The organism is Streptomyces xiaopingdaonensis (assembly GCF_000262345.1).
Lineage (GTDB): Bacteria > Actinomycetota > Actinomycetes > Streptomycetales > Streptomycetaceae > Streptomyces > Streptomyces xiaopingdaonensis.
In genome coordinates, this window is record NZ_AJTQ01000121.1 from 1 (window position 1) to 23,491 (window position 23,491).

At 73.0% G+C, this 23,491-nt stretch carries 23 protein-coding genes; 12 read left to right on the top strand and 11 right to left on the bottom strand.

What is annotated here, in order from left to right:
• The 4 genes from UWG_RS29770 to UWG_RS0109375 form a co-directional block, all read left to right on the top strand.
• Nucleotides 1-241, top strand: a 241-nt coding sequence (locus tag UWG_RS29770) for a hypothetical protein (RefSeq protein WP_016906943.1), incomplete at its 5' end; no start/stop codon positions are given.
• Nucleotides 242-384: 143 nt separating this feature from the next.
• Entirely contained in the window at nt 385-918 is a 534-nt protein-coding gene (locus UWG_RS0109365; protein WP_016906944.1) for a DUF5304 family protein, read from the top strand.
• Between the two features lie 93 nt (nt 919-1,011).
• Nucleotides 1,012-1,953: an ROK family glucokinase gene (locus UWG_RS0109370; RefSeq protein ID WP_016906945.1), complete on the top strand. Its 942-nt coding sequence runs from the start codon at nt 1,012-1,014 to the stop codon at nt 1,951-1,953.
• A 4-nt stretch (nt 1,954-1,957) separates the two neighbouring features.
• Nucleotides 1,958-2,749: an endonuclease/exonuclease/phosphatase family protein gene (locus UWG_RS0109375; RefSeq protein ID WP_016906946.1), complete on the top strand. Its 792-nt coding sequence runs from the start codon at nt 1,958-1,960 to the stop codon at nt 2,747-2,749.
• A 337-nt stretch (nt 2,750-3,086) separates the two neighbouring features.
• On the opposite strand, the gene UWG_RS0109385 is transcribed toward UWG_RS0109375, so the two are convergent.
• Nucleotides 3,087-3,722 (bottom strand): prolipoprotein diacylglyceryl transferase, encoded by a 636-nt coding sequence (locus tag UWG_RS0109385; protein WP_016906948.1) that lies wholly within the window; start codon nt 3,720-3,722, stop codon nt 3,087-3,089.
• A complete protein-coding gene (locus UWG_RS0109390) occupies nt 3,709-4,476 on the bottom strand; it encodes an alpha/beta hydrolase (protein ID WP_016906949.1) in 768 nt (255 codons plus the stop codon). The genes UWG_RS0109385 and UWG_RS0109390 overlap by 14 nt, the downstream gene beginning before the upstream one ends.
• Nucleotides 4,477-4,670: 194 nt before the next feature.
• Here UWG_RS0109390 and UWG_RS0109395 point away from each other — a divergent pair, with 194 nt between their 5' ends.
• The 4 genes from UWG_RS0109395 (at nt 4,671) to UWG_RS0109410 (ending at nt 8,756) form a co-directional block, all read left to right on the top strand.
• Nucleotides 4,671-5,450 carry a lysophospholipid acyltransferase family protein gene (locus UWG_RS0109395; protein WP_016906950.1) on the top strand — a complete coding sequence of 260 codons (780 nt, stop codon included), beginning with the start codon at nt 4,671-4,673 and terminating at the stop codon, nt 5,448-5,450.
• A gap of 123 nt (nt 5,451-5,573) precedes the next feature.
• On the top strand, nt 5,574-6,746 hold the full coding sequence (gene macS, locus UWG_RS0109400) for a MacS family sensor histidine kinase (protein WP_016906951.1): 1,173 nt from the start codon (nt 5,574-5,576) through the stop codon (nt 6,744-6,746).
• A complete protein-coding gene (locus tag UWG_RS0109405; RefSeq protein ID WP_029391301.1) occupies nt 6,739-7,410 on the top strand; it encodes a response regulator in 672 nt (223 codons plus the stop codon). The genes macS and UWG_RS0109405 overlap by 8 nt, the downstream gene beginning before the upstream one ends.
• Before the next feature lie 317 nt (nt 7,411-7,727).
• Nucleotides 7,728-8,756 (top strand): 6-phosphofructokinase, encoded by a 1,029-nt coding sequence (locus UWG_RS0109410; protein WP_016906953.1) that lies wholly within the window; start codon nt 7,728-7,730, stop codon nt 8,754-8,756.
• Nucleotides 8,757-9,081: 325 nt separating this feature from the next.
• Here the strand turns inward: UWG_RS0109410 and UWG_RS0109420 are convergent, their stop codons facing one another.
• Nucleotides 9,082-11,043 carry a phenazine-specific anthranilate synthase component I gene (locus UWG_RS0109420; RefSeq protein ID WP_016906955.1) on the bottom strand — a complete coding sequence of 654 codons (1,962 nt, stop codon included), beginning with the start codon at nt 11,041-11,043 and terminating at the stop codon, nt 9,082-9,084.
• Nucleotides 11,044-11,323: 280 nt separating this feature from the next.
• Here UWG_RS0109420 and UWG_RS0109425 point away from each other — a divergent pair, with 280 nt between their 5' ends.
• A complete protein-coding gene (locus UWG_RS0109425; RefSeq protein WP_016906956.1) occupies nt 11,324-12,643 on the top strand; it encodes a class II 3-deoxy-7-phosphoheptulonate synthase in 1,320 nt (439 codons plus the stop codon).
• A gap of 171 nt (nt 12,644-12,814) precedes the next feature.
• Nucleotides 12,815-13,153, top strand: coding sequence for a (2Fe-2S)-binding protein (locus UWG_RS0109430; RefSeq protein ID WP_016906957.1), 339 nt, complete (start codon nt 12,815-12,817; stop codon nt 13,151-13,153).
• A gap of 5 nt (nt 13,154-13,158) precedes the next feature.
• Here UWG_RS0109430 and bfr read toward each other — a convergent pair whose 3' ends face one another.
• Nucleotides 13,159-13,653, bottom strand: coding sequence for a bacterioferritin (gene bfr / locus UWG_RS0109435; protein ID WP_016906958.1), 495 nt, complete (start codon nt 13,651-13,653; stop codon nt 13,159-13,161).
• Between the two features lie 361 nt (nt 13,654-14,014).
• Nucleotides 14,015-16,039, bottom strand: coding sequence for a BTAD domain-containing putative transcriptional regulator (locus UWG_RS0109440; RefSeq protein WP_016906959.1), 2,025 nt, complete (start codon nt 16,037-16,039; stop codon nt 14,015-14,017).
• Between the two features lie 21 nt (nt 16,040-16,060).
• Here UWG_RS0109440 and UWG_RS0109445 point away from each other — a divergent pair, with 21 nt between their 5' ends.
• Together UWG_RS0109445 and UWG_RS0109450 are read left to right on the top strand one after the other, a co-directional pair.
• Nucleotides 16,061-16,942, top strand: a complete 882-nt coding sequence (locus UWG_RS0109445; protein WP_016906960.1) for an alpha/beta fold hydrolase — start codon at nt 16,061-16,063, stop codon at nt 16,940-16,942.
• A gap of 180 nt (nt 16,943-17,122) precedes the next feature.
• The gene (locus UWG_RS0109450) at nt 17,123-17,746 is read left to right on the top strand and encodes a sulfite oxidase-like oxidoreductase (protein ID WP_029391304.1); all 624 of its coding nucleotides are present in this window, start codon (nt 17,123-17,125) and stop codon (nt 17,744-17,746) included.
• A gap of 18 nt (nt 17,747-17,764) precedes the next feature.
• Here UWG_RS0109450 and UWG_RS0109455 read toward each other — a convergent pair whose 3' ends face one another.
• The 6 genes from UWG_RS0109455 to thiS form a co-directional block, all read right to left on the bottom strand.
• Nucleotides 17,765-18,295 (bottom strand): DUF4396 domain-containing protein, encoded by a 531-nt coding sequence (locus UWG_RS0109455; RefSeq protein ID WP_016906962.1) that lies wholly within the window; start codon nt 18,293-18,295, stop codon nt 17,765-17,767.
• A gap of 66 nt (nt 18,296-18,361) precedes the next feature.
• Nucleotides 18,362-19,231: a deoxyribonuclease IV gene (locus UWG_RS0109460; RefSeq protein WP_016906963.1), complete on the bottom strand. Its 870-nt coding sequence runs from the start codon at nt 19,229-19,231 to the stop codon at nt 18,362-18,364.
• Between the two features lie 5 nt (nt 19,232-19,236).
• On the bottom strand, nt 19,237-20,007 hold the full coding sequence (locus tag UWG_RS0109465; RefSeq protein WP_016906964.1) for a transglycosylase SLT domain-containing protein: 771 nt from the start codon (nt 20,005-20,007) through the stop codon (nt 19,237-19,239).
• A gap of 431 nt (nt 20,008-20,438) precedes the next feature.
• Nucleotides 20,439-22,355 carry a Stk1 family PASTA domain-containing Ser/Thr kinase gene (pknB, locus tag UWG_RS0109470; RefSeq protein WP_016906965.1) on the bottom strand — a complete coding sequence of 639 codons (1,917 nt, stop codon included), beginning with the start codon at nt 22,353-22,355 and terminating at the stop codon, nt 20,439-20,441.
• 80 nt (nt 22,356-22,435) lie between these two features.
• Nucleotides 22,436-23,260, bottom strand: coding sequence for a thiazole synthase (locus UWG_RS0109475; protein ID WP_016906966.1), 825 nt, complete (start codon nt 23,258-23,260; stop codon nt 22,436-22,438).
• A 3-nt stretch (nt 23,261-23,263) separates the two neighbouring features.
• Nucleotides 23,264-23,488 (bottom strand): sulfur carrier protein ThiS, encoded by a 225-nt coding sequence (gene thiS / locus UWG_RS0109480; RefSeq protein ID WP_016906967.1) that lies wholly within the window; start codon nt 23,486-23,488, stop codon nt 23,264-23,266.
• Between the last annotated feature and the right edge of the window lie 3 nt (nt 23,489-23,491).

Sequence of the window (23,491 nt, forward strand, 5' to 3'; positions counted from 1 at the left end):
CCTCGTGTGGCGCCTCGCTCTGCCGGGCGCCGAGCGGGGCGAGTTGGATTTGGTGCGCCGCGGCGACGAGCTCGCCGTCACCGTCGGCCCTTACCGACGGGTGCTGTCGCTGCCCTCGGCGCTGCGCAGGTGCCGCGTCGTCGGGGCCGCGCTGGAGGAAGGGGAGCTGCGGCTCCGGTGGGAGCCCGACACCGCGGTGTGGCCGGCGGCGCGGGACGAGCGGGAGGGCTCCGTGCGGTGACCGCGGGCGGGCGCAGGCGGCAACTCCGCTGCCGGCCGCGGGCGTTGGCGCCGTGACGAGGCGGCGGCGACGAGCAGCGGCCGCCGTGCGGTCGTTCGGGTAACGTCGAGGGCAACCGCAGACCTCGCCCAGCGGAGGAGACCATGAGCGACTCAGCCGAGCACCCCGACCGCTCGGAGCGGGCCGAGGACGGCGTCCAGCCGCCCCCCGACCCGGACGCCTGGGCGGAGGCGTGCGCCGAGGACCTCGCCGCCGAACGCGCGCGGAGGCGCGCCAAGTACGGGCCCGAGCCCGGCAGCGCGGCCGAGGAGCTGCGGCGGCTCGCGGAGGCGGTCGGCGACCGCCTCGCGGAGTTCGGCCGGCCGCTGCTGGGCAGCGCGGGCACCGCCGCCGTCGAGGGCGTGGCGAAGCAGTTCGCCAGGCAGGCGAAGGACACCGTCGACCCCGTCCTGCGGCGCAATCCCGAGGTCGTCGACCATCTCGCCGCGGCCGGCGGGGAGTTGCTCGCCGCCTACCGCGCGGCCGTCGGCGAGGCCGAGCGCCGCTGGACGGAGCGCGCGGGGGAGCAGCCGCCCTCCGAGGGCCCGTCGTTCGAGAAGGACGGGCCCGAACCGTCCGAGCGCCAGCCGATCGACCTCGACGACCCGGAGGACCCACCGTCCTCGGGGCGCCCGTGACGCCCGGGTCCGCCTCCCGAGTCGACGGTGCGGCGACGGCCCCTCCGGTACGGTGGTCAGCGGCGGGGTTCGAACCGAATAACTGAGGGACACATGGGACTCACTATCGGCGTCGACATCGGCGGCACCAAGATCGCAGCGGGAGTTGTCGACGAAGAGGGCACGATCCTCACCACGAACCAGGTGCCGACTCCTCCCACCCCCGAGGGGGTGATCGACGCGATCGCCGAGGCGGTGCGCGGCGCCAACACCGAGTACGACGTCGACGCGGTGGGCATCGGCGCCCCCGGCTACGTCGACGACAAGCGCGCCACCGTGCTCTTCACCCCCAACCTCAGTTGGCGGCACGAGCCGCTCAAGGACATGGTCGAGCAGCGCATCGACCTCCCCGTGGTGATCGAGAACGACGCCAACGCCGCGGCCTGGGGCGAGTACAAGTTCGGTGCGGGCACGGGGCACGGGGACGTCGTCTGCGTCACCATCGGGACCGGCCTCGGCGGCGGCGTGATCATCGGCGGCCGGCTCCACCGCGGACGCTTCGGCATCGCGGGCGAGTTCGGGCACATCCGGATGGTTCCCGACGGCCTCCTCTGCGGCTGCGGCAACCAGGGCTGCTGGGAGCAGTACGCCTCGGGCAGCGCCCTCGTCCGGTACGCACAGCAGCGCGCGACGGCCACCCCCGAGCGCGCCGTCGCCCTCCTCGCGCTGGGGGACGGCACGCCGGAGGGGATCAGGGGGAAGCACATCAGCGAGGCCGCCCGCCAGGGCGACCGCGTGGCGACCGACGCCTTCCGGGAGCTTGCCCGTTGGGCCGGCGCGGGACTCGCCGACCTCGCCTCGCTCTTCGACCCGGGCGCCTTCATCGTCGGCGGCGGCGTCTCGGACGAGGGGGAACTGGTCCTCGGGCCGATCCGTAAGTCCTACAGGCGCCAGCTCGTCGGCAGCCGCTGGCGGCCGCACGCGGAGGTGCTCGCGGCCCAACTCGGCGGCGGGGCAGGCATGGTGGGCGTCGCCGACCTCGCCCGCCAGGGCTGAGCGGATGCCGCTCGCGGACCTGCCGGACTCCCGTACGGAGCCGGACGGCTCGGCTGTCGTACGCCTGCTGAGCTACAACGTGCGTTCCCTGCGCGACGATCGGGAGGCGCTCGCCCGGGTGGTCCGGGCGTGCGCGCCCGACGTCCTCTGCGTCCAGGAGGCGCCGCGGTTCTTCCGCTGGCGCAAGCACGCCGCGCGGCTCGCACGCACCACCGGGCTCACCTACGTCACGGGCGGCGCGACGGCGACGGGTCCCATGATCCTCGCCGCGCTCCGCGCCGGTGTGGTCCGTGCCGAGGACGTACTGCTGCCGCACACCCCCGGCCTGCACCGCAGGGGACTGGCGACCGCGGTGCTCCGCTTCGGGGGCGCGGCGCCGCTCGGCGTCGTCAGCTGCCATCTCGGCCTCGACGCCGCCGAGCGGTACCGCCAGGGAGAGCTGCTGCTGGAGCGGGTCGGCGCCCTCGGCGCCGAGCACGCCGTCGTCGCGGGGGACCTCAACGAGCCGTCGTCCGGCCGCACTTCCCGCCGGCTGACGGAACACCTCGGGGACGCCAGGACCGCGGCGCCCTGGGGCGAGGAGGCGACCTACAGCGCGGCAGAACCGCGCCGGCGGATCGACGCGGTACTCACCTCGCCCGGCGTCGAGGTCCTCGGGTGCGGGGTGCCGAAAGGGCTGCCGGGCGTCGCGGAGCGGGACCTTCGGGCTGCCACCGACCACCTGCCCGTCCTCGCCGTGCTGCGGGTCCCGGCAGCCCGCGGGGCGGCCGACTCCGCCCGCACGCACGCCGGTTGACGCACGCCTCGTAGGCGCCTCCCCGGGGGAGGCGCCTACGAGGCGTGCGGGTGTCAGGAACGGCGCTCGCGTTCGCGCCGCAGTTCGACGTTGATCAGCCAGCCGGTGAGTGCGGCGACGACGGTGAAAGCCAGCAGCAGTGTCAGCATCATGAGCCCCCCGATTGCTCAGTGCAGCGAGGCCCGCGCGCAAGCGACGGGCCCCCGCCATCCTCCTCCTTCCGAGGCCTTCGCGCACTTCCGTTTTCCGGAAGCGAGGAGGGCGTCCAGGCTTCCCGCCCCGCGCCGTCGCATCCCGATGCGCCCTCGTGCCGCGGGACTTGGCGCGAGGGGCGCCGTCAGACGACGGCGCCGCCGCCCGGGTCGTCCCCCTCGTCGTTGCCGTCCCTGAGGTGGGTGAGCAGCGTGCCGAAGCCCACGATGAAGCCGCCGAACCCGAGCGTCACGAGCCACCAGGTGTACTCGATCCCGAAGACCGCCGCGCCGATCAGCAGCAGCGGACCGCCGACCGCGCCCAGCCACGCGAACTTCGTCGCGGTGTCCGTCTCGGGGAGCGGGGGCGGCTCGGGCGGCACGAAGTGGTCGTCGTCCGGCTCCTCCGGAGCGCTCCAGTCCCGCGGGCCCGTGCCCGGCGCGTAGACGGTGAAGCTGCGCACCACCTCGCCGGGGGAGCGGGGCGCGGGGGGTGCCTCGCCCGCTGCGTCGTCGTCGGGCGCGGGGGAGTCGGGTGCCGGCTCCGCGCCGTCGGACTTCCGCAACCGCTCGCCGTCCGGCTTCCGTTCGGTCTCGTCCGCCGGCTCCTCGTCGTCCTGCGACGGTGCGGCGGGCTCGTCGAGGTCGGGCTCCTTGCCGTACCCCGCGACGATCGCCGCCCACGCCGCCTCCTCCTCGGGAGGCAGGGATGCGCCGCTGCCCTCGGGGCCCTGTCGCTCCGGCTCCTCGCCGCGCTCGGCGTCCGGATCACGCTCCGTCACTAGCCGCCTTCCTTGCTGTGAGCCGGTCGATGAAGGAGTGCGAATCTGCGAAGATCCGCTCCGCGTCGTGGTCGAGAGTCGCCACGTGGAGGCTGTGCTCCAGGACAGTCTCCGTCACGTCCGTCGAGGAGACCTCGCTGAGCACGACCTCCGAGTCGCTCGGCGGGACGACGTGGTCCGTGCGGCTGTGGAGCACCAACAGCGGCTGCACGACCCTCGGCAGCTCCGAGCGCACCACGCGGAAGAGCTGCCGGAGCGAGCGGGCCGCGCGGACGGGCGTCCGCTCGTACCCCAACTCCTCGACGCCCTCGCGGGCTATGTCGCTCGCGATCCCCGGCGCCGAGCGAAGCAGCAGCCCCGCCGCCGGCAGCAGCGCCCCCTGCACGCGGGGGAAGGTCATCGCCGGGTTGACGAGCACCAGCCCTGCCACTCCCCGGTGGCGTGCGGCGAGGCGCAGCGCGAGGGTGCCGCCCATGGAGAGGCCGACGACGAAGACCTGCGTGCACCTGTCCATGAGGGTCAGCAGTGCGCGCTCGACGGTCGCGTACCAGTCCTCCCAGCAGGTGACGGCGAGGTCCTCCCAGCGGGTGCCGTGTCCCGGCAGCAGCGGAAGGGAGACCGTCAGCCCCTGCTCGGCGAGGTGTTCGGCCCAGGGGCGGACCGACTGCGGGGAGCCGGTGAATCCGTGGCAGACCAGGACGCCGACGCTGCCGCCGTCGCGGAACAGCGGCTCGGCTCCGGGAAGTATGGGCACCGGTGGCCTCCAGGGGGTCGTCCGGCGGTCGCTGGGGACGGGCTGCCAACCCTACGCGTGCGCACCGACAGCCCGGTAGTTCCGCAGCCGATCCCGCTCCTCCCGGCGGCCGTTGCCGGCCGCTCCGTACGCAGGGGGCCGCGCGGACGCGGAGGCGAGATAGGGTCTGCTCATCGCAGACAAGGAGGTCCCGGGTGTTCTACGGCGCGATGAAGCTGTCCGTCGGCAACGCACTGAAGCTCACCTTCCGCCCGTGGGTGGAGGGCCTGGAGAACGTGCCCGACGAGGGCCCCGCCATCCTCGCCAGCAACCACCTCTCCTTCTCCGACTCCTTCTTCCTGCCCTCCGTCCTGGAGCGGAAGGTCACTTTCATCGCGAAGGCCGAGTACTTCACGTCGCCCGGCGTCAAGGGGAAGCTCACGGCGGCGTTCTTCAAGGGCGTCGGCCAGCTCCCGGTCGACCGCTCCGGCGGGCGCGGCGCAGGCGAGGCCGCCATCCGCAGCGGCCTCGAAGTGCTGGAGCGCGGCGAGCTGTTCGGCATCTACCCGGAGGGGACGCGCTCGCCCGACGGCCGCCTCTACCGCGGCAAGCCCGGCGGCCTCGCACGCGTCGCGCTGCGCTCGGGCGCCCCCGTGCTCCCCGTCGCCATGATCGGCACCGAGGAGATCCAGCCGCCCGGCAAGGTCGTTCCGAAGCTGAAGCGCCCGGGCATCCGCATCGGCGAACCGCTCGACTTCAGCCGCTACCAGGGCATGGACGAGGACCGCTTCATCCAGCGCGCCGTCACGGACGAGGTGATGTACGCGATCCTCAAGCTCTCGGGACAGGAGTACGTCGACATCTACGCCACGGCGGCGAAGCGCCAGCTCGCCGAGGCTTCGAAAGCGGCCGAGGCGGAGCGCAAGCAGGCCGAACGCGAGCGGCAGCGCGTCGCGTCCGAGGACGGCGAGCGGGCCCCCGACCGCGCCGCGTAGCGGACGGGCGGCCGAGCGCCGGCGCGCGACGAGGCGGTAGCGTCGTGCCCGCGCCCGGTCCGGGCGGAGTCGACGGGGGTCCGGGGGACCACCCCGGGGGGAGGTTCGGCAGTGGCCTTGAGGATGTCCGTCGAGCAGCCGCTCTGGCGCGCGCTCGCCGGGTACCGCGTGCTGACGCTCTGCTACGCGGGCGTCGGATTCGCCTGGTCCTACGGGGAGTTCGCGCACCCGGTGCCGGGCACCGTCTACCTCGCGGCGCTCCTGGTGTGGACGTCGCTGACGCTGGGGCAGGTCTCCTCCGCCGAGCGCTGCACCCGGTGGTTCCTCGCGGCCGACCTCTCGTTCGCGCTCGTCGGCATCCTCCTCACGCCGTACGTCGACGCCCACGGACAGGTCGGGCCCACCCTGCCCTCGATCTGGACGGCGGCGCCCGTGCTCGCCTTCGCGATCAAGGGCGGTTGGCGCTGGGGCGGCGCGAGCGCGCTGCTCGTCGGCGCCGCCAACGTCGCGGAGAGCGGGGCGCTCACTCGCGCGACGCTCCACAACGCGCTGCTGGTCTGCGTCGCGAGCGTCGCCATCGGCTACGTGGTGGAGGTCGCGCGGGCGAGCGAGCGCACTCTTGCGCGGGCGCTCCAGATCGAGGCGGCGACGCGTGAGCGGGAGCGGCTCGCGCGCGACATCCACGACAGCGTCCTCCAGGTCCTCGCCATGGTGCAGCGGCGCGGGACGGCGATCGGGGGCGAGGCCGCGGAGTTGGGGCGCATGGCGGGGGAGCAGGAGGTCGCCCTGCGCACCCTCGTCTCCAGCGGCGTCGTACCGCAGCCGCGGGAGCCGCGGGAGGCCCGGCCGGCGCAGCAGCCGCGGGAGGAGCCGCAGGAAGCGGAGAGCGGCACGAGCAGCGACCTGCGCAGCCTGCTGGCCGTCCACGCGGGGCCCGGCGTCAGCTTCGCGGAACCGGGGCGGCCCGTGCTCCTCCCGCCGCACGCCGCAGGTGAGTTGGCGGCGGCCGTGAGCGCCGCGCTCGACAACGTGCGCACTCACACGTGCGACGAGAAGGGCGAACCCGCGCGGGCGTGGATTCTCCTGGAGGACGACGGCGACGAGGTCGTCGTCACCGTGCGCGACGACGGCCCCGGTATCCCGGCGGGACGGCTCGACGAGGCGGCGCGCGAGGGCCGGCTCGGGGTGGCGCTCTCGATCCGCGGCCGGCTGGGCGAACTCGGCGGGTCGGCCGCGCTGGAGACGGTGCGGGGGCAGGGAACGGAAGTCGAGATGAGGGTGCCGAGGGATGGCTGAGGAAGCGGGTCCGGTACGAGTGATGGTCGTGGACGACCATCCGATGTGGCGGGACGCCGTCGCGCGCGACCTCCAGGCGGCGGGTTTCGACGTGGTGGCGACGGCGGGCGACGGCCGGCAGGCGGTGGTGCGCGCCCGCGCGACCGAGCCGGACGTCCTCGTCCTCGACCTCAACCTGCCGGAGCTGCCGGGCGTCGAGGTCTGCCGCCGACTCGTCGGCCCGGAGACGTCGTTGCGGGTGCTCGTCCTCTCCGCGAGCGGCGAGCACGCGGACGTGCTGGAGGCGGTGAAGTCGGGCGCGACCGGGTACCTGGTGAAGTCGGCGGGTCCCGAGGAGCTCCTCGAAGCGGTGCGGCGCACCGCCGTCGGCGATCCGGTCTTCACGCCGGGGCTCGCCGGGCTCGTGCTGGGCGAGTACCGCCGGCTCGCCGTGGAGCCGGCGGGCGAGGCCCGATCGGCGGGCGACGTACCGCAGTTGACGGCGCGGGAGAAGGAGGTGCTGCGGCTGGTCGCGAAGGGGCTCGGGTACAAGCAGATCGCCGAGCGCTTGGTGATCTCCCACCGCACCGTGCAGAACCACGTGCAGAACACCCTCGGCAAACTCCAGCTCCACAACCGCGTCGAGCTGGTGCGGTACGCCATCGAGCGCGGCCTCGACTCCTGAGGACGCCGCCCGCCTGGCCCCTCGTGTATCTGGAACGTCCGCTTCCGGTAGGGCGGTTGACGAGTTGACGCGGTAAGCGCAGGTCGCGGCGTTCCGGGTGCGTCGGCGTGCAGGTGCGGGGCCGTTTCCTGTCGCTCGTGCGGGTGAGGCAGAGGGGCCGGCCCCGCCCCCGTTCGAGGAGCAACTCCCCTTCGCCGGTTGGGTTTCGGCGGTACGAGCGGCGCCGTCCGCGCGCTCCCCTGTGACGTGGATCACCGTTAGCGTGGCCCGAGTTGAACCCCTGCCACGTCCAGGTGCGTCATGTGAAGGGAGATCCCATGCGGGTCGGAGTGCTGACAGGCGGCGGTGACTGCCCCGGTCTCAACGCGGTCATGCGGGCCGCCGTCCGAAAGGGCGTCCAGGAGTACGCGTACGACTTCCTCGGCTTCCGCGACGGCTGGCGCGGACTGCTGGAGGGAGAGACCGTCCGGTTGGACATCCCCGCGGTCCGCGGCATGCTGCCGCGCGGCGGCACCCTGCTCGGCTCCTCCCGGACCAACCCGTTCAAGCAGGAGAACGGTGTCCGCCGTATCCGCGAGAACCTCGCCAAGTACGAGGTCGACTCGCTCGTCGCCATCGGCGGCGAGGACACCCTGGGCGTCGCCGCACGCCTCACCGACGAGCACGGCATCCCGTGCGTCGGCGTCCCCAAGACCATCGACAACGACCTCTCGGCCACCGACTACACCTTCGGCTTCAACACCGCGGTCACCGTGGCCACGGAGGCCATCGACCGCCTCCACACCACGGCCGAGTCCCACATGCGTGTGCTCGTCGTCGAGGTGATGGGCCGCCATGCGGGCTGGATCGCACTCCACTCCGGCCTCGCAGGCGGGGCCAACTGCATCCTCATCCCCGAGCAGCGCTTCGACGTCGGCCAGGTCTGCTCCTGGGTCACCTCGCGGTTCCGCGCGAGCTACGCCCCCATCGTCGTCGTGGCCGAGGGGGCGATGCCGAAGGACGGCGAGATGGTCCTCAAGGACGGCTCGACGGACGCCTTCGGGCACGTCCGCCTCTCCGGCGTCGGCGAGTGGCTCGCCAAGGAGATCGAGTCCCGCACCGGCAAGGAGGCCCGCACCACCGTCCTCGGCCACACCCAGCGCGGCGGCACCCCCACCGCGTACGACCGCTGGCTCGCCACGCGCTTCGGCCTACACGCCATCGACGCGGTCCGCGAGGAGGCATGGGGCACGATGGTCGCGCTCCGCGGCACCGAGATCGTCCGCGTCCCCCTCTCCGAAGCGACCGCCAAGCTGAAGACGGTGAGTCCCGGACTCTACGCGGAGGCAGGCGTGTTCTTCGGCTGACACCTGCCTTCCGGACCGGGCCCGAGGCCCCGTGTCCGCCGTGCTGAGGGCGCCGGGGCGTGCGCTCCCGCTGATGGGAGGTGTCTCCGGGCCGCGGGACGGCGAAAGGCCGCTGACGGAAGGGGTGTTCGCCGGCCGCTGCCCGGCACCGGACGGCTTCGGCGGCGCCTCCCGGACGTAAGGAGTCCGAGGGCGCTTCACCGTCCGACGCCCGGTGCCGGCACGCGCGCCGTCCGCGGGGGTCCCGCGCACCGTCGCCCTGCCGCTCGCGGGCGCTGTCCGAGAGACAGCGCCCGCGAACGTCGGGCCGGAGCGGCCGCGGTGCTCAGACCGGCACGGGGGCGAGCAACTCGGCGAGGATCTCGGGACCTTCCAGCGTCAGCACCGACTCGGGATGGAACTGCACCCCGGCGAACCCGGGGCCGCGCAGCCCGTGGACCTCGCCTGTGCCCTCGTCGCGGCTCACCTCGACGCGGTGGAGGGCGAGTTCCTCGGCGACCCCGTCACCGCACCGCGCGGCCCAGGAGTTGTAGAACCCGACGGTCCGCGCACGGCCGAAGAGGTCGATCCGTCCCTGCGTCCCCTGGTGCGGCCGCTCCCTGCGTACCAGCTCCAACCCGAGCTCCGCAGCGAGGAGTTCGTGCCCGAGGCAGACCCCGAGCACGCCGTGCGGATGCCCCCTGACCAGCTCGGCGGCGAGCCCGCGCAGCCGCGCGATCCGCGGGTCGAGCACGTCGAGCGGGTTCCCAGGACCCGGCCCGAGCACCACGGGGCCGGGGTGCGCGAGCGCAGCGGCGACGGTCCCCTCCGCGTCGTGCCGCCGTACCTCGACCGTCCTGCCCGAGGCGCGGAGGAGGTGCGCCAGCATCGAGGTGAACGTGTCCTCGGCGTCGACGACGAGCACCCCGGGGGCGGCCCCCGACGGCGCGTGCGCAGCAGCGCCCGCCTCACCGCCGTACGCCCCTTCGACGCCCGCCGTCCGCATCCGCAGCCAGAACGGCGAGAGCCCGGCCCGCCGCGACTCCAACGCGGCCCGCACCCGCGGGTCGTCGCCGAGCCTCGGGCGCTCCGACTCCCCGGCCGGCGGCGCCTCCCGCACTCCGAGCGCCGTCAGTACCGCCGCTGCCTTCGCGTGCGTCTCCGCGACCTCGCCCGCCGGGTCCGAATCGCGCACGAGCGTGGCACCGACCGACAGCCGCAGCCGGCCGCCCGCGGGATCGATCTCGGCGGTACGGATCAGGATCGGCGAATCGAGCGTCTGCGCGCCCGAGGCGTCGCGGCCGAGGAGCGCGAGCGCACCGGAGTAGTACCCGCGTCCCTCTCCGCCCGGCTCGTACCGCTCGATGACGCGGCAGGCGTTCTCCACGGGCGACCCCGTCACCGTCGCCGCGAACATCGTCTCGCGCAGCACCTCCCTGGCGTCGAGCGTGGTGCGACCGCGCAGTTCGTACTCGGTGTGGGCCAGGTGCGCCATCTCCTTCAGCCGCGGCCCGACGACGACCCCGCCGCGGTCGCCCACGGTGCACATCATCTTCAGCTCCTCGTCGACGACCATGGAGAGCTCCTCGCGCTCCTTCCGGTCCCCGAGAAACGTCAACAGTCCTTCCACATCGGGCCCTTGGGGCGGATACCGGTACGTCCCGCTGATCGGGTTCAGCACCACCGTCCCGCCGCTCATCCGCACGTGCACCTCGGGGCTGGCGCCGACGAGCACCCGCTCTCCCGTGTGCACGACGAACGTCCAGTAGGCGCCGCGCTCGCCCTCCAGGAGCCGCCGGAACAGGGCGAGCGCGTCCGGGCGCGAGAATCCGGGCACGGCCGCGGAGAAGGTCCGGCGGAGGACGAAGTTGGCGCCCTCGCCGGCTCCGATCTCGTCGGCCACCACTCGCCGGACGACCTCCTCGTAGGCCGCGTCGTCCGTGTCGAAGCCGCCGCGCTCCACGCGCACCGGACGGTCGGGGAGCGCGGCGCGTACCTCCTCGTACGGCAGCAGGCCGCGCTCCTCCGCGACGAGCGCGGCGAGCTGAGTCCCGTCGTCGCGCACGGTGAACCCGCGCTCGGCGATCTGCCGGAACGGCACGAGCGCCAGCGTGCCGTGCGGGCCCTCGGGGAGTTCGGCGAGGCGCTCGTACGGGACGACGGGCCCGGTCAGCACCTCGACGCCGTCGGGCGCTGCAGGACCGCGCCGGCGCAGGAGCGCGAAGGGCGGAGCGTCGGGGGAGCAGAGCCGGGTCAGGAGTGCGGCCGTCGTTTCGGCGGGTTCGGCGTGGGCGCGAGCGTGGTGCATGAGCGGGTCTCTTCCCTGTGCGGGAGGGTCGGCCCCGAACAGGAAAAAGGCCGCCCTCGGGCGGCCTTCGCGATCTTCTGGGTACGCGCAGTCAGTGGGCCGCCGGATCAGCGGTCCACCACCAGGCAGCGGTTGTGCGCAGCGCGTACATGCGGCGCACCCTACCGCGTCCGCGCTGCTGGATGCGTTCTCCGTCTCAACTTTCGAGAAAGGCGAGAAGCGGTCGACTCCACGACGTAATCTGGAGCACGTGACTGGAAACGCGACTACCGACACCGGCGTGAACACATGGCGGAACCTCCCTGCCGAGCAGCAGCCCGAGTGGCCTGACAAGCAGGAGCTCCACACTGCCCTGGCCGAGTTGGAGTCCTATCCGCCGCTCGTCTTCGCCGGCGAGTGCGACCAGTTGCGCAGTCGCCTGGCGTCCGTCGCGCGGGGCGAGGCGTTCCTCCTCCAGGGCGGCGACTGCGCCGAGGCGTTCGACGGCGTCGGCGCCGAGCACATCAGGAACAAGCTCAAGACGCTTCTCCAGATGGGCGCCGTGCTCACCTACGCTGGCTCGGTCCCCGTGGTGAAGGTCGGCCGCATCGCCGGCCAATACAGCAAGCCCCGCTCGAAGCCGACGGAGACGCGCGACGGCGTCACCCTCCCCTCCTACCGCGGGGACTCGGTGAACGGCTTCGAGTTCACCGAAGAGGCGAGGCGCCCGGACCCGGAGCGCCTGAAGCAGATGTACCACGCCTCGGCCTCCACGCTGAACCTCGTCCGCGCCTTCACCACGGGCGGCTACGCGGACCTGCGTCAGGTGCACGCCTGGAACCAGGACTTCGTCCGCAACTCGCCCTCGGGCCAGCGGTACGAGGCGCTCGCGCGCGAGATCGACCAGGCGATGAAGTTCATGCGCGCCTGCGGCGCCGACCCCGAGGAGCTGCGCACCGTCGAGTTCTACTCGTCGCACGAGGCGCTCCTCCTCGACTACGAGTCGGCCCTCACCCGCACCGACTCCCGCAGCGGCGAGCTGTACGACGTCTCGGGCCACATGCTCTGGATCGGCGAGCGCACCCGCCAACTCGACAACGCGCACATCGAGTTCGCCTCCCGGGTCCGCAACCCCGTCGGTGTCAAGCTCGGTCCCGATTCCACCTCGGAGGACGCCCTGGCGCTCATCGAGCGGCTCGACCCGGAGCGCGAACCCGGCCGGCTCACCTTCATCACGCGGATGGGCGCCGACAAGATCCGGGACCGCCTGCCCGAGCTGGTCGAGAAGGTCTCGGCCTCGGGTGCCCAGGTCGTCTGGGTCTGCGACCCGATGCACGGCAACACCTTCGAGGCGGCGAGCGGCCACAAGACCCGCCGTTTCGACGACGTCCTCGACGAGGTGAAGGGCTTCTTCGAGGTCCACAAGAGCCTCGGCACCCACCCCGGCGGCATCCACGTGGAGCTCACGGGCGACGACGTCACCGAGTGCGTCGGCGGCGGCGACGAGATCTTCGTCGACGACCTCCACCAGCGCTACGAGACGGCGTGCGACCCCCGGCTCAACCGCAGCCAGTCGCTCGACCTCGCCTTCCTCGTCGCCGAGATGTACCGGGACCAGTAACCGGCACCGCGCACACTCATGGGACCCGCATCGTGTGATGCGGGTCCCATCGCGTTGTCACCCCTTTCCCCGCCTCGGGGTGAGCGGGAGACTGCAGGTGGCTTAGGTTAGGTTAACCTCAGTGACCCCGCAGGCGATCGTCTGCCCGCGCCCGTACGGAGGTGAGTCCGCGTGTACGTCTGCTCGTGCTTCGGCGTCACGGAGCAGCAGGTGAAGGAGCACGCGGAGAACGGCGCCTGTACGCCGCGGCAGATCGCCTCCGCCTGCAAGGCCGGTACGGACTGCGGGTCCTGCGTCCGCCGTATCCAGGGGCTCCTCGGCCGAGACGTCTGCCCGCGCCGAGCGGCCGTCGACCGGGGCGAGCCCGCGCTCGGTCCGGTCGCGGAGGAAGGGGAAGCGGTGTCCGGGCCGCCGGCCGACGAGGGGCCCGTCGTGCTCCCGGAGCCCGTTGTCCCGCGGCGCCCGGCAGCGGTGGAGTCGGCGACGCCGCCCTCTTCGGTCGCTGCCTGAGGTGTTCAGAACGTGCCGGCCTCGCCGTCCGGCTGCTTGACGACGGTGGAGAGGTAGAGCGGTTCGCCGAGCTTGTCGATCAGCTCCAACTGCGCGTCCAGGTAGTCGACATGGTGCTCCTCGTCGCGGAGCAGGTCCTCGAAGAGCTTCGCCGAGGTGACGTCGTGCTTGGCGCGCATCACCTCGATCCCCCGGCGCAGGCGGTCGACCGCCTCCAGCTCCACCTCCCGGTCGGCCCGGAGCATCTCCGTGACGGTCTGGCCCACGCGGACGTGGAAGAGTCGCTGGTAGTTGGGGAGCCCCTCCAGGAAGAGGATCCGGTCGGTGATCCGCTCGGCGTGCCTCATCTCGTCGAACGACTCGGCCCGCGTGTACTCGGCGAGCTTGTACCAGCCGAAGTTGTCCTGCATCCGGCTGTGCAGGTAGTACTGGTTGATCGCGGTCAGCTCTCCGGTGAGCTGCTCGTTCAGGAACTCGATGACCTCGGTGTCGCCCTGCATGGCCCCTCGCTTCGTACGCGGTCTGCTCGGTCCGGCGCGACGCGGCGGCCTCCCGCCGTACGGCGCGGAGGGGACGCGCGCTGTGCTGGATAGGTGAGATCTGTCCTTTTCGGGCTGATCTGTCGCGCATCTTGGCATCCGTGCTCGCCCATATCCAGCCAAGCGACCCTTACTTGCGCGCGGTTCGCGCTGATTCGTCCCGTCTGCGCTCTCCTCGCGGGACCGCGCGGCCGGAGGCCGTTCCTCCTGTCCGGGGGCGGGCGGGCCGGGGCGGAGGGCGCAGGCGCAGAGGCCGGCCGGAACTGGGCACGGTTGCGGGCGAGTTGGGCCGCGCCGCGTCACCCGGGACGGGAACGGGTCTTCACCGGTCGAGGTGCCGAGCGAGGGCGTCCAGGATGTCGTCGACGGGCCCGAACGTCAGCAGCGCGGTCGCGCCGCCCGCGACCTCGCCGCGCAGCGGAAGGAGCGCCGCGCGGGCCCGCACGGCGAGTTGCTCGTCCCGGAGCCGGAGCGCGGTGTGCGCGTTGACGGCCCAGAGCGCGTCGTACAGGTGGTCGGCAGGGGGCTCGGGCAGGGCGGCGACGGCGCGGCGGGCAGCCGCGAGGTCGTCGCGGGCGAGGGCGAGGAGGGGTTGGACCCAGGGGCGGTGCGGGCCCCAGTCGAGGCCGGGTTCCGTCGGTGCCGGGCGGTGGTGGCGGAGGCGGATCGAGAGGAGCGCCAACGGAAGGACGCCGGCCTCCAGCCCGGGCATGCCGGCACCGGCGAGGTCGGCGGCGACCGCGCGGTAGGCGCGCGCGACCTCGGCGGGATCGCCCGACTCAGCGAGCCGCCGGGCGCGAAAGGCCGCGGCGAGGACGTGGACGAGCGGGGACTCGTGGACGGTGGCGAGCTCCTCGGCCGCCACGACGTGGCGCCGGGCGGCCTCGGTGTCGCCGCGGGCCGAGTGGACCTGGACCTTGATCAAGTGGCCGAGGATCTCGAACGTCGGCAGATCGTGCCGGGCGGCGAGGGCGACGAGCTCGCCAGCGACGGCATCGCGCTCGCCGGTGCGCCCGGGACGCTGGAAGGACTGCACGAACCGGGCGTTGAGCGCGCGGGCCAGGACGTCGGGATCGTGCAGGTCGCGGGCGAGGCGTTCGGCTTCCGCCGCCGCCTCGGCGGCCCAGCGGTCCCGGCTGCCGCGGTGCTCCAGCCCGACGGTGGCGAGGAGACGCGCCCGGAGCGCGGGGGACACCCCCGGCCCGAGGCGCTGGAGCGTGCGCCGGGTCGTCGCGACGAGTGCCGCGGAACGCGCCGGGTCGTCGACGCGCGTCCAGACGGTGGGAACGTCGTACGCCGCGATCACGCGCGCGGTGAGCACGGGATCTCCCGCGCGTTCCGCTTCCGCCGCTGCCGCCGCGCGCTGCTCCTGGGCGAGGACGAGGTTGCTGCCCCCGGTGAGTGCGGCGGCACCGGCCACGGTGCTCATCGAGCGCAGCCGGGTGTACGTGCCCGTCGCCTCCGTGCGCGTGAGGAGGCGCAGCCGGTCCTCGTCGCGGGGCGCGGGTACGAGGTGCGGGGCGTGCCGGAGGATGTCGCGTTCGAGGTGGTCGAGACCGTGCGCGGAGCTCAGCCCGAACCGGTCCAGCAGCGCAGCCCGCGCGTCGCGGAGCGAGGCCAACGCGTCGACCTGGCGGCCTGCTTGGTAGAGCGCGTGGGAGAGCAGCACCCAGGCGTGCTCCCGCCACGGATGCGCCGTCGCGAACGCCTCCAGCTCCGGGACGAGCGGCGCCCCGCGTCCGAGGTCGAGCACCGCTCGGGCCCGCAGCTCGACGGCCTGGTCGTGGAGTTCGGCGAGGCGGGCGCGCTCCGGCGCCAGCCAGCGCACGGCGTCGAGATCGGCGTACGGCTCGCCCTGCCACCACGAGAGCGCCTCGCCGAGCACGTGGGCGACCTGTCCTCCGGGCTCGGCGCGTACGGACCGCAGGGCGTCCTCGAACCGGTGCGCGTCGACGTGGTCGCGCGGCACCCGCAGCGCGTACCCGGCGCCGACGGTCTCGATCGCACGGGACTCGGCCCGCGGCGGACGCCCCGGTTCGAGGGCGCGGCGCAGTTCGGCGACGAAGGTGCGAACCGTCCCGGCCGCCGTGGACGGAGGGTCCTCCCAGAGATCGTCGACGAGCACCGGCAGCGGGACTGCCCGGCCGCCGGCCGCGACCAGCCGCCCGAGGAGTTCGCGGCGGCGGCGGCTGCCGACGGCCACGGGACGGCCGTCGGCGTCCGTGACCCGGACCGGGCCGAGCACCTCGACGCGAATCTCCATGCCCTCATTGTCGTCGGCGCCGCTGATCGGCTGCTGACCCGGCTGCCCGATCCTTCCCGGTGTGAGCGGCAGCAGCTCACGCACCGAGCAGAAGGAGCGACGACGATGAGCATCACCATCCCCGGGTTCGAGACGAGAACGATCGGTGTGGCGGACGGTGTCGAGCTGCACGCGGCGATCGGTGGAGAGGGTCCGGCGCTCGTGCTGCTCCACGGCTTCCCCGAGACGCACCTGATGTGGCGGCACGTCGCGCCCGTCCTCGCCGAGCACCGCACCGTGGTCTGCCCCGACCTCCGCGGATACGGCGCCAGCAGCAAGCCGGAGGCCGCCACCGCGGACACCTACGCGAAGCGGACGATGGCCTCGGACGTGGTCGGGCTCGCCGACGCACTCGGCGCCGAGCGGTTCGCGCTCGTCGGCCACGACCGCGGCGCGCACGTCGCCTTCCGGGCCGGCCTCGACCACCCGGATCGGATCAGCCACCTGGGCATCCTCGACGTCGTCCCCACGCCGGACACCTGGGACGTCCTCCACGGGATCGATGCCGCGGTCGGCTTCCACCTCTTCCTGATGGCACAACCGCCCGGCCTGCCCGAGCAGATGATCTCCGGCAGCGCCGACGCGTTCTTCGGCCACTTCCTCGACGCCTGGTCGAACGGGCCCGACGCCATCCCCGACGACGTCCGCGCCGAGTACCTGCGCGCGTCACGGGAGGCCGTCCCTTCGATCGTCGCCGACTACCGCGCGACCGCGACCGTCGACCTCGCGCACGACCGGGCCGACCTCGCAGCGGGCAACCGGCTCACCATGCCCACGATGGTCGTCCAGCAGGACTGGGGGCGCCAGTTGGGTTACGACGCCACCGCCGTCTGGCACCCGTGGACCACCGACCTCCGCCACTTCACCACCGAGGCCGGGCACTTCATGGCGGAAGAGGCCCCCGAGGACACCGCCGCGCTGATCCTGGAGCTGATCGGTTCGGTTTAGCCGTCCCCGGTACGCCGGGAAGGCGAGCGTGTGGACGGTCGTCCGCCCGACGCGCACGGCTCCGTCGCTCCCGGTGCACGACGAAGCCGGCCGTCGACGACCGGACCGGTCAAGGTCGACGGGCGTGGGGTGGTGCGGGGCACTGCGTGATCGTCTGCGGGGGTCTGTCACCATGGGAGGATGGGTCAGCCGCACAGCCGTGAGGGGGAGCGGTCGGGGCTGCCGCCCGGTCAGAGACTCCAGCGGGGCTGGCCGGTGACGCACTACGGTCCGGTCCCCCGATTCAAGCCCGAGCGGTGGGAGTTCCGAGTCTTCGGTGCCACCGCCAGCGGGGACAAGCACTGCTGGACGCACGCCGAGTTCACGGCGCTTCCGTACGCGACGGTCGTCGCCGACCTCCACTGCGTGGCGAAGTTCAGCATGCTCGGCGTCGAGTGGGGCGGGGTCTCGGCGCGCGACCTCCTCGACCTGGCGCCGCCCGCGCCCGAGGCGACCCACGTGATGGTCTGGGCCGAGTACGGCTACAGCGCCAACCTCCGCCTGGAGGACTTCCGTTCCTCCCGCACCGTCTTCGCCACCCACAGGGACGGCGAACTCCTCACCGCCGAGCACGGGTTCCCGCTCCGCCTCGTCGTGCCGCAGTTGTACGCGTGGAAGGGCCCGAAGTGGGTCCGCGGCGTCGAGTACATGACGGCCGACCGGCGGGGGTTCTGGGAGGAGCGCGGCTACCACAACCTCGGTGACCCGTGGCGCGAGCAGCGCTACTCCTACCAGGAGGAGCCGGGCGAGGGCCCCGAGCTGTGAGCCGGGGCCCGCGCCCGCTCAGTGGTACGCGTGCGCCACGGCGTGGCCCTTGCCCCTGCCGATCAGCCACCGGTTGACCGGCACCGTCAGCACCAACGCGACGGCGAACGCGAGCGCGAGCGTCCACCAGAACAGACCCTCCGACAGGTGGGCGCCGAGCGCGCCGGGCACCACCAGGATGACGCCGTTGTCCACGAGCTCCATGACGACGATGGAGACGGTGTCGGCCGCGAGCGCCACCTTCACCGCCGCACCGAGGGCGAGGCCCGCGCGGAGGACGGCGAGCATGGTGAGGCTGTAGCCGAAGACGAAGGCGAGGGCGATCGCCAGGGCCATGGTGGGCGCCGCGTGCCAGGCGAGCGCCGTCCCGACGACCATGCCGAGGATCTCCCCGATGGCGCAGCCGGTGAGGCAGTGGAGGGTGGCTCGCAGCGCGGTGCCCCAACTCGCCGGTGCGTGGTGGTGCCCTTCCTGGTGCGGGGCGGCGTCGTGCGCGTGCCCGTGGTGCGCGGGGGTGGGGCCGCGGGGCTGGTCCGGGGGTTCCGTCATGTCCGACACCTTTCCGGGGCGGGAGCGTCGACGGTTCCGAACGTTATACCCCTAGGGGGTATTCCGTCACGGCTTGCGGAGGCTCTTCAGGAGCGCCACGTCGGCCGCCTGACCCTCCTTCCCGCCCGGTGTCTCGATGACGAACGGGACGCCGGCGGTCGCCGGGTGGGCGAGGAGTTCGCCGAAGGCCGCGGGGCCGATGTGCCCGGCGCCGATGTTCTCGTGCCGGTCGAGGCGCGAGCCCGCGCCCGCTTTCGAGTCGTTGGCGTGCACCAGTTGCAGGCGTCCGGGCCCGACCGTCTCCACGAGCAGGTCGAGCATGCGCGCCGCCTCGCCCTCGACGGTGAGGTCGTGCCCGGCGGCGAAGACGTGGCAGGTGTCGAGGCAGACGCCGAGCCGTGGATGGTGGTCGAGCGCGTCGAAGTACGGGCCGAGGTCCGCGACTTGGGAGCAGAGGGAGAAGCCCTGGCCCGCGGTCGGCTCCAGGAGCAGCGGAGGGTCCTCGGGGTGCGTCAACCCGTCGAGGAGCGGCAGCACCAGCGCGCGTACCTGGTCGAGCGCGGCCTCGCGGGTGCGTCCGCCCGTGGCCGAACCCGTGTGCACCACCACGCCGTTGGCGCCGATCTCCCTGCCGCGTCCGAGGGAATGGCTCAGTGAGGCGACGGACCTCTCGGCCGTCTCCTCGTTGTGCGAACCGAAATTGATGAGGTAGGGCGCGTGCACGTATGCGGGGACGTCGAGTCGGCGGCAGAGCCTTCTGAATTCCTCGTCCTGCGCCGGGTTTCCGCGCGACGTGGCCCAGGAACGCGGATTCGCCGTGAATACCTGGACGCTCTCCGCGCCGATTTCTTCTGCGTACGGAATGCCGTTGGCGGCCAGGCCCCCTGCTACGGGGACGTGGCCGCCGATGGCGTTGCGCTGAGGTTGGACTGTCACCCGGCTCAGTATGCCGAATTGACGTTGTCCATCGAACCGTACCGGTCGGCCGCGTAGTTGCACGCGGCGACGATGTTCGCGACCGGGTCGTAGAGGTCGTAGTCGGTGCCCTCGACGTGGTACGCATCGAAGGTCGGCTGGATGACCTGGAGGAGTCCCTTGGAGGGGACGCCGTTCTGGGCGTTGATGTCCCAGTTGTTGATGGCCCGCGGGTCGCCGCCGGACTCGCGGATGATGTTGCGGTGGATGCCCTCGTAGGAGCCGGGGATGCCCTTCTCCTGCATGATGGCGCGGGCCTCGCGGATCCAGCCGTCGAGGTTGTCCGGGTAGTCGGCCTTGCGGTCGCCGGAGCGGCTCGTCTCCTCGCCGTCCCGCTCGGCGGCGGCCTTCTTCTCGGCCGCCTCCTTCTTCTTCACGACGTCGGCCTTGGCGCGGGACTCGGCCTGGGTCTTCGCTGCGATGGTGCCGTTGAGCGCCTCGTCGGCGGCGAGCGCCTCCGCGATCGAGCCGCGCTTCTCACCGCCGGCTTCGGTCTTGGCGCTGACGAGGCTGGAGCTGCTGGCGCCGAGGGACTGGGTCTGCGCGATCGGCGCCTGGTCGCTCACTGCTGCGGGCTTGGCGTCGACGGTCCTGGCCGCGGAGCGGGCCGAGTCGGCCGACGCGTTGCCTGCGGGGACGACGGTGACGGCGAGCGCCGCGGCTCCCGCGATGCCGAGGCCGGCTGCTGAGAACTTCTGGGCCTTGGCAGAGCGGAGGCTGCGAGAAATGCTGGGCATGAGGTGTGCTGAGCCTTTCGGGTAGCTGGCGCCGCGGGGGACGAATGAGGGAAGCACCGTTTTCTATTCCGGCGCCTTGCGACGAGGCCCCATTGTTAGAGCGTCCAAATCCGCAGATCAAAGGTGTGACGTACTACCCGGCATCGTTGAAAGCCGCTTTTTCTTTTCCCGTCTCGTCCCCGCAGCGGTGGCACGGGCGCCCGGTACGTCGACTAAGCCGCGTCGTAAGTGATCTGCGCCCTATGTCAGGCGTCACAGGAAAGAGGGGTTTGTGTCACCTTCCGCTCCGAAAGGTGCGCGAGGGGTGAGTTCCCTAATGCCCGAAATGGCCATGTATGACCGGAGGTTGAGGGCGCCCGGACGACCCGTCCACGAGAACGGGGCCGGAAGCCGCCCGCAGGCAGTGCTTCCGGCCCCGTGCCGCGCTCCGGCTAGCGCAACCAGAGAGTGACGGTGGAGCCGCGCGCGGACTCCTCCCCGCCGTCGGGCGACTGGTTGAAGACGCTGTCCCCGACGAAGAGCCTCCGCACCTTCACCTCGAAGCCGGCGTCCTCGAGCTCCTCGCGCGCCTCGTCCTCGTCCATCCCCTCGACATCGGGGACCTCGACCATGTCCTGGCCCTTGGAGAGGGTGAGCGTCACCGTCTGCCCCTTGGCCGCGGTGCGCCCCTCGCCGGGGGACTGCCGCGCCACGTCTCCCTCGTCCTCCTCGGAGAAGACGCGCTTCGAGGCCGTGCGCACCTCGAACCCCGCCTCGCGCAGCTCGTCCCTGGCCTCGCTCTCGTCGTCGCCCACGACGTCGGGCACCCGGACCGGTGCGCCCTTGGAGACGGTGAGCGCGACGGCGGCGCCCGGCCGGCGCTCGGCGCCCGGCTTCGGGTCGGTCGCGACCACGGAACCCCGCGCCGCCTCCTCGTCGAACTTCCGCTTCACCGTGCCGGGCGTGAGCCCGGCGTCCTTGAGCTTGCGCCGGGCGTTGGCGAGCGGGGTGCCCGAGAGATCGGGCACCTTGACGATCTGCGGACCGCGCGAGACGGAGAGCGTCACGGTGCCGTTCCGCCGTACGCGGTCGCCGGGCGAGGGGTCGGTGGAGACGACGTGCCCGCGATCGGTCCGTTCGCTGTACTCCCGCTCCACCTCCACGCCGAGGCCCGCGTCCTGGAGCGTGCGCACCGCCTCGGCCTGGGGACGGTCGAGCACCGCCGGCGTCTTGGTGAACTGACCGGAGTTGATGTACCAGATGCCGGTCCCCACCAGCAGCACCAGCAGCACGCCGAGCGTCACGAGGACCCAGAGGGACCGGCCGCGGCGCGACCGCGGCGCCGGCTCGGGCGGCGGGGCGCTCAGCCGGGTGGTGCGGTCGACGGCGTCCTCCGCCGGCTCCGCCGGGCGCGGGATGACGCTGGTGCGCGCCTCGCTCGCCAGGCTCGCGCCCTCGGAGGTGGCGGCCGGAGGGACGGCGTCGAGCTGCTCCTCGGTGAGCGCGGCGCGGGCGGCGCGCGTCTCGGAGAGGAGCGCGACGGCGTCGTCGGGGCGCAGGTCGGGGTCGCGTGCCGTGGCGCGCGCCGTGAGCGCGTCGAGCTCGGGCGCGAGGCCGGGGACGCTCTCCGAAGGCGCGGGGATCGGCTCGTTGAGATGCCGGTAGAGGACCTGCGCCGGGGTGCCGCCCGTGTGCGGCTTGGTGCCCGTGAGCATCTCGTGGAACATCACGCCGCACGCGTACAGGTCGGCGCGCGGGTCGGCCGTACCGTCCTCGATCTGCTCCGGTGCGAGGTAGGAGACGGTGCCGAGGACGGAGTCGGTCGTCGCCGAGGTCTGGGTGTCCACGGCGCGGACGAGTCCGAAGTCGGCGACCTTGACCCGGCCGTCCTCTCCTATGAGGACGTTCTCCGGTTTCACGTCACGGTGGACGAGCCCCGCCCGGTGCGCGGCGCCGAGCGCGGCGAGCACCGGCTCCAGGACGTCGAGCGCCGCCCGCGGCTGGAGCGCCCCCCGGTTGCGCAGGACGTCGCGGAGCGTGCAGCCCGAGACGTACTCCATGGCGAGGTAGACGTACTGCCCGTCCGTGCCCTGGTCGTAGACGCCGACGACGTTGGTGTGGCCGAGCCGCGCCGCCGACTTGGCCTCCCTTATGAACCGCTCGACGAAGCTCTCGTCCCCGGCGAGCGAGGGGTGCATCACCTTCACCGCGAGGACCCGGTCCAGACGCGTGTCGACGGCGCGGTAGACGGTGGCCATGCCGCCCACCGCGATCCGCGCTTCCACCCGGTAACGGCCGTCGAGGACCTGTCCGAGCATGGGGTCGTCGTGGTTCGACCCGTGGGACGGGTCCTGAAGGGTCGTGTCCATCGCGGAGAGTCTACGAGCCGACGGCGGCCCGGTCGGGAGCACGGGCACCGATTGCAGCCCAACGGTGACAAGCCGTCGGGTCAACTGAAGGCGGGCCGCTCCGGATCGAGCGCGGCGACCCCGTCGGCGGGCGACGACGCCTCGGCGATGCGCCGCACGGGTATGCGCCCCGCCTCGCGGGCCAACCGCCCCGCCTCGACCGCGTGCCGCATCGCCGCGGCCATCCGCTCCGGGTCCTGCGCCCGCGTCACGGCGGAGGCGAGCATCACGCCCGCGCACCCGAGCTCCATGGCGAACGCGGCGTCCGACGCCGTGCCCGCGCCCGCGTCGAGGAGCACCGGCACCCCGGCGCGCTCGGTGATCAGCTCGAAGTTGTGCGGGTTCCGGATGCCGAGGCCCGAGCCGATCGGCGAGCCGAGCGGCATCACGGCGGCGCACCCGGCGTCCTCCAGCTTCCGCGCGAGGACGGGGTCGTCGTTGGTGTACGGGAGGACGGTGAACCCGTCCTCGACGAGGACCTCGGCGGCGTCGAGGAGTTCGACCGGGTCGGGCAGCAGCGTCCGCTCGTCCGCGACCACCTCCAGCTTCACCAGGTCGGTGCCGAGCGCCTCACGTGCGAGCCGTGCGGTGAGGACGGCCTCGCCCGCGGTGTAGCAGCCCGCCGTGTTGGGGAGGGCGCGGATGCCGTTGCGCTCCAGGACGCTCAGGACCGAGCCCCGCACCGTCGGGTCGAACCGGCGCATCGCGACCGTCGTCAGCTCGGTGCCCGAGGCGAGCAGCGCCCGCTCCAGCACCTCCAGGCTCGGCGCCCCACCGGTCCCCATGATCAGCCGGGAGCCGAAGCGGGCGCTGCCGAGGGAGAGTCGGTCGAGTTCGGTGAGCGGCGCAGGTGCCGTGTCGGTCATCGGTCAGCCTCCCTGGACGGCGGTGAGGATCTCCACGCGGTCGCCCTCGCCGAGCCGGGTGGACGGCCACTGGCTGCGCGGCACCACGTCCTCGTTGACGGCGACGGCCACGCCGGAGGGCGCGGCCGTGGTCTCCGCGACGAGCGCGTCCAGCGCGAGCCCTCGCGCGACGCGTCGGACGGCGCCGTTGACGGAGAGCGTGACGGGTGCGGCGTCCTCGGTGGGCATCGC

What these genes read in the sequence shown, in the direction of transcription:
- UWG_RS0109365 (WP_016906944.1), top strand. Translation starts at nt 385, where the DNA reads ATGAGCGACTCAGCCGAGCACCCCGACCGCTCGGAGCGGGCCGAGGAC.
- UWG_RS0109370 (WP_016906945.1), top strand. Translation starts at nt 1,012, where the DNA reads ATGGGACTCACTATCGGCGTCGACATCGGCGGCACCAAGATCGCAGCG.
- UWG_RS0109375 (WP_016906946.1), top strand. Translation starts at nt 1,958, where the DNA reads ATGCCGCTCGCGGACCTGCCGGACTCCCGTACGGAGCCGGACGGCTCG.
- macS (WP_016906951.1), top strand. Translation starts at nt 5,574, where the DNA reads ATGTCCGTCGAGCAGCCGCTCTGGCGCGCGCTCGCCGGGTACCGCGTG.
- UWG_RS0109405 (WP_029391301.1), top strand. Translation starts at nt 6,739, where the DNA reads ATGGCTGAGGAAGCGGGTCCGGTACGAGTGATGGTCGTGGACGACCAT.
- UWG_RS0109410 (WP_016906953.1), top strand. Translation starts at nt 7,728, where the DNA reads ATGCGGGTCGGAGTGCTGACAGGCGGCGGTGACTGCCCCGGTCTCAAC.
- UWG_RS0109420 (WP_016906955.1), bottom strand. Translation starts at nt 11,043, where the DNA reads ATGCACCACGCTCGCGCCCACGCCGAACCCGCCGAAACGACGGCCGCA.
- bfr (WP_016906958.1), bottom strand. Translation starts at nt 13,653, where the DNA reads ATGCAGGGCGACACCGAGGTCATCGAGTTCCTGAACGAGCAGCTCACC.
- UWG_RS0109445 (WP_016906960.1), top strand. Translation starts at nt 16,061, where the DNA reads ATGAGCATCACCATCCCCGGGTTCGAGACGAGAACGATCGGTGTGGCG.
- UWG_RS0109450 (WP_029391304.1), top strand. Translation starts at nt 17,123, where the DNA reads ATGGGTCAGCCGCACAGCCGTGAGGGGGAGCGGTCGGGGCTGCCGCCC.
- UWG_RS0109455 (WP_016906962.1), bottom strand. Translation starts at nt 18,295, where the DNA reads ATGACGGAACCCCCGGACCAGCCCCGCGGCCCCACCCCCGCGCACCAC.
- UWG_RS0109465 (WP_016906964.1), bottom strand. Translation starts at nt 20,007, where the DNA reads ATGCCCAGCATTTCTCGCAGCCTCCGCTCTGCCAAGGCCCAGAAGTTC.
- pknB (WP_016906965.1), bottom strand. Translation starts at nt 22,355, where the DNA reads ATGGACACGACCCTTCAGGACCCGTCCCACGGGTCGAACCACGACGAC.
- UWG_RS0109475 (WP_016906966.1), bottom strand. Translation starts at nt 23,260, where the DNA reads ATGACCGACACGGCACCTGCGCCGCTCACCGAACTCGACCGACTCTCC.
- thiS (WP_016906967.1), bottom strand. Translation starts at nt 23,488, where the DNA reads ATGCCCACCGAGGACGCCGCACCCGTCACGCTCTCCGTCAACGGCGCC.